This is a genomic window from Coleofasciculus sp., from assembly GCF_046539235.1.
Classification (GTDB): Bacteria; Cyanobacteriota; Cyanobacteriia; order Cyanobacteriales; family Coleofasciculaceae; genus Coleofasciculus.
Window position 1 is genome coordinate 20,952 of the sequence record NZ_JBKHHI010000031.1, and the last position, 6,093, is coordinate 27,044.

A 6,093-nucleotide genomic window follows, 5' to 3' on the forward strand; every position below is an offset into this window, starting at 1 on the left:
TTGTCTGGTTTCCCTTTAGACACGGTAGGGGCTGGGTTTGGCACAATTGTCGGGGCGGGTTTAGGCACAATCGTAGGGGCGGGTTTAGGGAATCAATTCAACTCCCCACCGATAACGGAACAACAAAACCCGCCCTCCCCACCGATAACTTAATAAGGACAAGATCCCCGACTTCTTGAAGAAGCCGGGGATCTGAGCATCTAGCATTTCACAACTCAAACAGGATGGCTATATTAAACCTGTACTTGGTAATTTATCGCCGTTCCTTAGGGCGATCACCTTCAAAGGGTTGAACACCTGTATCTGGATATTCATCATCATTAGCGCCAAAAATTCGCTTGACGCCTCCCCAGAGGTAATCAAACATCTCCTGTACTCGTTCTAAAACTGTCATAGCTTTCCTCCACAGGTTATCGTCAAAACCGATTTAAAAAAATGCTATTGATAAATAAGGGTGAACACCCATCCCCAATTTAGTATAAAAGAAGAGGTTGTGTCTAGTTCGCTTAACCGAATCGCAGTTTTCACGCTTGTTGACGTGAGTTAGCCTACCTGTATTTATACTCAAAACAAGTGATAACTTGAGAGTCAGTGCTTTGTTGCAAGCGGGGATGAGTTATTCTGATCACAACTGCATCTTAGGATATATAGAGCTAACCATCATCCTCTAAAAGTGGTACTTTGGCGGCTCTTGAATTAAAGTTCAGGTGTCCACCCATACAGCGTTGTCCTTATTCCACCTCAAGTTCAGGTTCTCGTTGAGCAAAGTAGTTACTTAAGAAAGTGTTAACCAGAGATAAGACAATTGGACCGAAAATGAATGCGAATAAGCCATGAACGGTGAATCCAGGTACAGCTACAGCAGCTAACCAAAAACACAATCCATTGACCACCACAGAAAATAATCCGAGTGTCACAAGATTTAAGGGGAGAGATAGCACCGACAAAATTGGCTTGATAAATGAGTTCACTAAACCAATGGATGCTGCACCTAATAAAGCAGCCAGGAAGGTGGCTAAGTCAACCCCTGGAACAACTAAATCAACAACCAATAAGCTCAAGGCTGTGCCTAACAAGGTAAAAAAGAATGCCTTCATAAATTTTTCCTCACTTGTAATGTTCAAACAAATATCTGGAAAAACGATACTACTGTTAGTATCTATCTCTATAGGTCTGATTGTCATCTCTACAGAGATAGATTTTGCCACCTGAAAAAATCATTCTCCAGATGGAGGTTAATAACCGAGTTTAGCCGTTACTCTTTATAGAGTAACCGACAAACTTAGATTTATTAATCCTTATGAAATTACTCCGAATAGTCTTGGGAATCCTGCTCCCACCTGTGGGTGTTTTTCTGACTACAGGAATTAGTTCAGCCTTTTTAATTAACATTTTGTTAACTTTACTGGGTTGGCTTCCGGGTTCCATTCATGCGGTTTGGGTGATTGTCAAACATGAAGAAAGATACGCTTAATACCGCCCCTTTGTAGAGACGTGCTATGGCACGTCTCTTTTTTAGTCTTGCTGCATTGGCACGAAGACCGTTAAGCCTCCAGGAATACAATCCACATTAATTGGAGTTTCACCAATAACTTCTCCATCCAAGACAATTTTCTGGGCAGGTTTTGTGGTCACTTTAACGTAGCGAGTTCTGATATACTTAATACCCTCATGTTCTGCACTTTCCCCCAAAATCGCCGATTGTAAAAGTTTATAAGAGGCGACAATTGCATTGGCTTGATCTTTGGGAGTGACGACGGTTACATCGAGAAGTCCATCATCATAAACAATACCAGCCGGTCCTTGAGCCAAAATTAATGTCGGCGGTGCGGCATTAGCTACCGTTACTGCCGTTGCTGTAATGGTAACGGTATTCTCATCAGTCTCAATCGTTGCCTCAAAGGGTTCCAATTCACTGAGTTTTTGTAGTCCTGATAAGACATAAGCGAGTATACCAAGATTATTTTTTAGCTCTCGATCTGCCTCTTCAACAGTTTTCGCTTCAAAGCCAATTCCGGCTACCAGTACCATCGGCTTACCGTTACATCGACCCACATCAATTTTCTGGGTTTTTCCGTCTAAAATAGTTTGACAAGCTGCTTTAATCATGTCATGAATTCCCAAAGCTGAGGCAATAGCGTTAGCCGTTCCTCGGGGAATAATACCCAAGGGAATATCGGTTTCCACCAATGCACCAGCCGCTGCCGAAAGCGTCCCGTCCCCTCCCGAGGCGATGATAGTCTGAACACCTTGCTCAACGGCAGTTTTCGTCAGTTGACCCGCATCCTTTTCTGGCGTGGTGCATTGAACATCGAGTTCAATTTCTGGCTCCAAAAGATTAACAATTTTCTTTAAATCTTCATCGGGGTCGCTTTGACCCGCAACAGGATTAAAAATTAGGCATGCAGAACGAGTCATGAGTATTAATTACTGCCTCAATAGTTTTGATTTGGCTAGGGCAGGCAATGTAAAAAAATAATGCCGTTGGTTAAAGTTAAGTTTATACTATTGTAATAGCTAGCCGAAACTATCGCCATCTATAATAATACCTATTTCTAAAGGTGTACGTCTTAAGCTAGAAGTATAAGTATACCGGATTCGATATAATTTATGGTGTAGAAGTTAATAAATATATCACTATGAGTACTGAAGATCGAATCAAAGCCACAGCTAAGAATATTGAAGGGAAAGCCCAGGAAGCTATCGGAGAAATTACGGGAGACCCAGAAGATAAAGCAGAAGGTAAAGCTAAACAAACCGAAGCTCAAGTACGGCATTCGGTGGAGAATGTAAAAGAGGATGTCAAGGAAAAAATTGACTAATCTGTCTAAACCATCGGGAGCATCCCAATTTGGCACTTGGCTCTTTGAAGGGGGCTGAAACCCTTGCAATTGCGTTACTTGAGGTAATGCTTTGTCCAAAACGGGATGCTCCCAAACCATCAGCACAATCACACCCACGCCGCCAATCCATTCCATAAAGGAATGCCACCACTGGATACTACGCGGTAAGTCACTCGATCGCAGCGCCATGCTTAGTCCTGTACTGGTAAACCCGGAAAAGACTTCAAATAACGCATTCCAGGGTTCCTGAAAATTAAGCACAGTCATGGAAGGAAGAGTAACATTGGCTAAATGAGACGCAATTAAGACCAATCACGTAAGATTGTTTTAATATGTCGATTCACGATAACTTAAAAAAATAGGTCTGAGTTTTGACACGTCGCTTCGTTCGAGAGACCCTGGTTTTGGGTGTAGAGACGTGATTTTGAAGCATCTGTAGGGGCGGGTTTCACTATTATCGTTTATGGCTGCACCTAAATTCAACTAAACCCGCCCAGACCGAGTTTTGACTTTTTGCGGAATTTAGCTTTGTAAGCTTTATAGAATTGGTAAAAGCCGTAACCAATAATAATTGCCCCAATTATACCCACTAACCATTGACCAAAGGGTTGGGCAAGCAGGCGGGCTGTCCATATTTGTTTTGTACTTCCATCGCTAGCACTTTGAGTCGCATTCACAATGATTTGAATCGCAGTGAAGGCTAAACTGGCATAAATCAAACCACTAATTCCGTAACTAATACGTCTGACAATATCGTCAGCATCGTTACTTTCGCCTTTATGGTCAGGGTCTTGAATCGCTTGGACAAAACGCCAAACCATATATCCAATCAGACCCAAGGCGACTACCGCTAACATGAACTGACCAAAGGGCTGGGCAGCAATTGTGCCTAAAGCGCCTTTGCTATCTGTGGTTTTCCCACCGTTGCCTAATGCAGCTTGTACCGCTAATAAGCCGATAGTTGCATACACAATCCCTTTGGCGGTATATCCAACTCTAGCCAATTTGTCGATCCATGTACTTTGATTACTTGTTTGAGACATAACAATAACAATACTTGCCCTCAACTCTTCTATTTGGGAATGTACAAAGATTATCGATTTGCAGGCAAAATTATATCTATCGCCGGGATGAAATTTAAACCTCGGCTCTATAAGCTGTAATGCATTTAAATTGGGTATTAGTAGCGAGCAAGATGCAAAGCCTGCGGCATGGCTTCGCTAAACGCTCTACGGCAAGGATCTCGCAATTCTTGACATTATGGTTTATTGGTAATCCACGCTGATTGGTAAGGCTGTAGCGTCAACTTATCATGAATATCGGGAATAATTTGCCCACTAATCAAGTCATACCACTCATCCGTGGCAATTAGGTTTAATTCCCATAACGGTAACGTTTGTAAATTATCGCTCAAATTATGGATCGAGAAAATGCTCTGATCTCGCTTCATACTCTGTCGCCAAAACACCAATAGTGCCTGATTTAATGGATGTAGTGTATATTGCGTCGCATTGGGATGAAATGCATGCTGACGGCGACGAATTTGAATCAATCGAGACAATTCGCGAAACACGATCGCGTGGGGTGAGTTTACCTGTTCTAACTCCTCATCTAGTTCCGCTATATCCCAACGGTGGCGGTTAATTGAGCGTTTTCTACCCGTCTGCTCCATCAGGGCGCGATCGCTACCCGTCCCGATCAAACTATGAATGTAAAAGGCGGGAATTCCTTCTAAGGACATCATAATCGTTTGTGAGCAGATAAAACGCTGAATCTGCCATTGATCTTCTCCCTTCACCGTTCCCTTAAGAGCATCAAATAAAGAGATATTCATTTCATAGGGAGTTTCTGTCCCATCTGGTTGGCGGCGATAGCTAATTTCTCCGCCAAATTGAGTAACACATTGGAGTAACGTCTCATATTCTTCATCCGACAGCAAGCCCTCCGCCGGACGCAGACCAATGCCATCATGAGATGCGGTAAAATTCAAATAGGCACAACCCATCGGTGCAGGTGGCATACTCATCATCCAGGTTTTTAGATGATCTGATTTTCCCTGAAGTAAAGCATTAAGCAACAGCGGCGGTAGGCTAAAATTGTAAACAATATGCGCTTCATTTCGGTTGCCAAAATAACTCAAATTTTCTGGGTTCGGCACATTGGTTTCTGTAATAATTGCCACCGCCGGATCAACGATTTGTAACAGTTCCCGCAGTAGACGGATCAGGGCGTGGGTTTCTGGTAAATGGATGCAGGATGTACCAATTCGTTTGTACAAATATCCCACGGCATCGAGTCTGATATATCTAGCCCCAACATTTACCACATAAAATAACAGGATTTTGACATACTCCACCAACACATCCTGATTGGCAAAATTGACATCGATTTGGTCATTACTAAACGTCGCCCAGACGTGTTTATCGCCGTTTACGGTATCCACTTTGACCAATAAAGGGCTACTTCGGGGACGTACCACTTGGGATAAATCAGTCGTTGGGTCAACTTCAATAAAATAATTACATCCCGGTTTAAGTCCCTGTTTAAACTGTTCAAACCAGGCATTTTTACTAGAAACATGATTGAGGACTAAGTCCAGCATCAAATCAAACTTTTGGGCAAGGGATTGAATATCTTCCCAGGAACCTAATTTTGGATTAACTTTGAGATAATCAATGATGGCAAATCCGTCATCTGAACTGTAGGGAAAAAAAGGTAAGATATGAACGCCGGTTATTGTGTCCTGAAGATGGTGTTCGAGAAACTGTTTCAGTGTCACTAAGGGGTTTTCATCCCTCGGACGATAGATGCTGTCGCCATAGGTAATCAGTAATATCTGCTGTTCATTCCACTTATCGGGATTTTCCTCTCCTGAATCGCAACAGTGGGGGCGCAGCAACTGCAATAAGCGCTCCGCTAGTTGCTCGATATCCGCCTCTGGATAGATGACTTCCAGCAGTGGCTTGATACGTGACTCAAATGAGTTGACCAGTTGGCTTGACGACGACATAAGGTGCCCAAATAGATCATTGGCAAATAGTTTGTCGGGAGTACGTCACATAACCCAGCGAGGCTTTATGGCACTAAAGTGCCTACTACGTACCTTTATGGCACTAAATTGCCTACTACGTACCTTTATGGCACTAAATTGCCTACTACGTACCTTTATGGCACTAAATTGCCTACTACGTACTCTTATGGCACTAAATTGCCTACTACGTACTCTTATGGCACTAAATTGCCTACTACG

Annotated in this window: 8 protein-coding genes and 1 pseudogene; 3 read left to right on the forward strand and 6 right to left on the reverse strand. The window is 42.9% G+C overall.

Features of this window, described 5'->3' with window-relative positions:
• Window positions 1–153: a glycine zipper family protein gene (locus ACLFWI_RS04995; protein WP_446412010.1), complete on the forward strand. Its 153-nt coding sequence runs from the start codon at window positions 1–3 to the stop codon at window positions 151–153.
• Window positions 154–253: 100 nt separating this feature from the next.
• On the opposite strand, the gene ACLFWI_RS05000 is transcribed toward ACLFWI_RS04995, so the two are convergent.
• Both ACLFWI_RS05000 and ACLFWI_RS05005 read right to left on the reverse strand, forming a co-directional pair.
• On the reverse strand, window positions 254–394 hold the full coding sequence (locus ACLFWI_RS05000) for a hypothetical protein (RefSeq protein ID WP_446347200.1): 141 nt from the start codon (window positions 392–394) through the stop codon (window positions 254–256).
• A 337-nt stretch (window positions 395–731) separates the two neighbouring features.
• Window positions 732–1,097 (reverse strand): phage holin family protein, encoded by a 366-nt coding sequence (locus ACLFWI_RS05005; protein WP_446412011.1) that lies wholly within the window; start codon window positions 1,095–1,097, stop codon window positions 732–734.
• Window positions 1,098–1,300: 203 nt separating this feature from the next.
• Between ACLFWI_RS05005 and ACLFWI_RS05010 the strand changes: the two genes are divergently transcribed.
• The gene (locus ACLFWI_RS05010) at window positions 1,301–1,474 is read left to right on the forward strand and encodes a YqaE/Pmp3 family membrane protein (protein ID WP_446412012.1); all 174 of its coding nucleotides are present in this window, start codon (window positions 1,301–1,303) and stop codon (window positions 1,472–1,474) included.
• A gap of 41 nt (window positions 1,475–1,515) precedes the next feature.
• Here ACLFWI_RS05010 and ACLFWI_RS05015 read toward each other — a convergent pair whose 3' ends face one another.
• A complete protein-coding gene (locus ACLFWI_RS05015) occupies window positions 1,516–2,418 on the reverse strand; it encodes a YegS/Rv2252/BmrU family lipid kinase (RefSeq protein WP_446412013.1) in 903 nt (300 codons plus the stop codon).
• A 221-nt stretch (window positions 2,419–2,639) separates the two neighbouring features.
• Here ACLFWI_RS05015 and ACLFWI_RS05020 point away from each other — a divergent pair, with 221 nt between their 5' ends.
• On the forward strand, window positions 2,640–2,822 hold the full coding sequence (locus ACLFWI_RS05020) for a CsbD family protein (protein ID WP_446412014.1): 183 nt from the start codon (window positions 2,640–2,642) through the stop codon (window positions 2,820–2,822).
• A gap of 102 nt (window positions 2,823–2,924) precedes the next feature.
• Here ACLFWI_RS05020 and ACLFWI_RS05025 read toward each other — a convergent pair.
• The 3 genes and pseudogenes from ACLFWI_RS05025 to ACLFWI_RS05035 form a co-directional block, all read right to left on the reverse strand.
• A pseudogene (locus tag ACLFWI_RS05025) lies at window positions 2,925–3,152 on the reverse strand (potassium transporter TrkG); the annotation flags it as partial.
• A gap of 170 nt (window positions 3,153–3,322) precedes the next feature.
• The gene (locus ACLFWI_RS05030) at window positions 3,323–3,886 is read right to left on the reverse strand and encodes a DUF1206 domain-containing protein (protein WP_446412015.1); all 564 of its coding nucleotides are present in this window, start codon (window positions 3,884–3,886) and stop codon (window positions 3,323–3,325) included.
• Window positions 3,887–4,101: 215 nt separating this feature from the next.
• Window positions 4,102–5,853, reverse strand: a complete 1,752-nt coding sequence (locus tag ACLFWI_RS05035) for a sugar phosphorylase (protein ID WP_446412016.1) — start codon at window positions 5,851–5,853, stop codon at window positions 4,102–4,104.
• Window positions 5,854–6,093 lie beyond the last annotated feature (240 nt).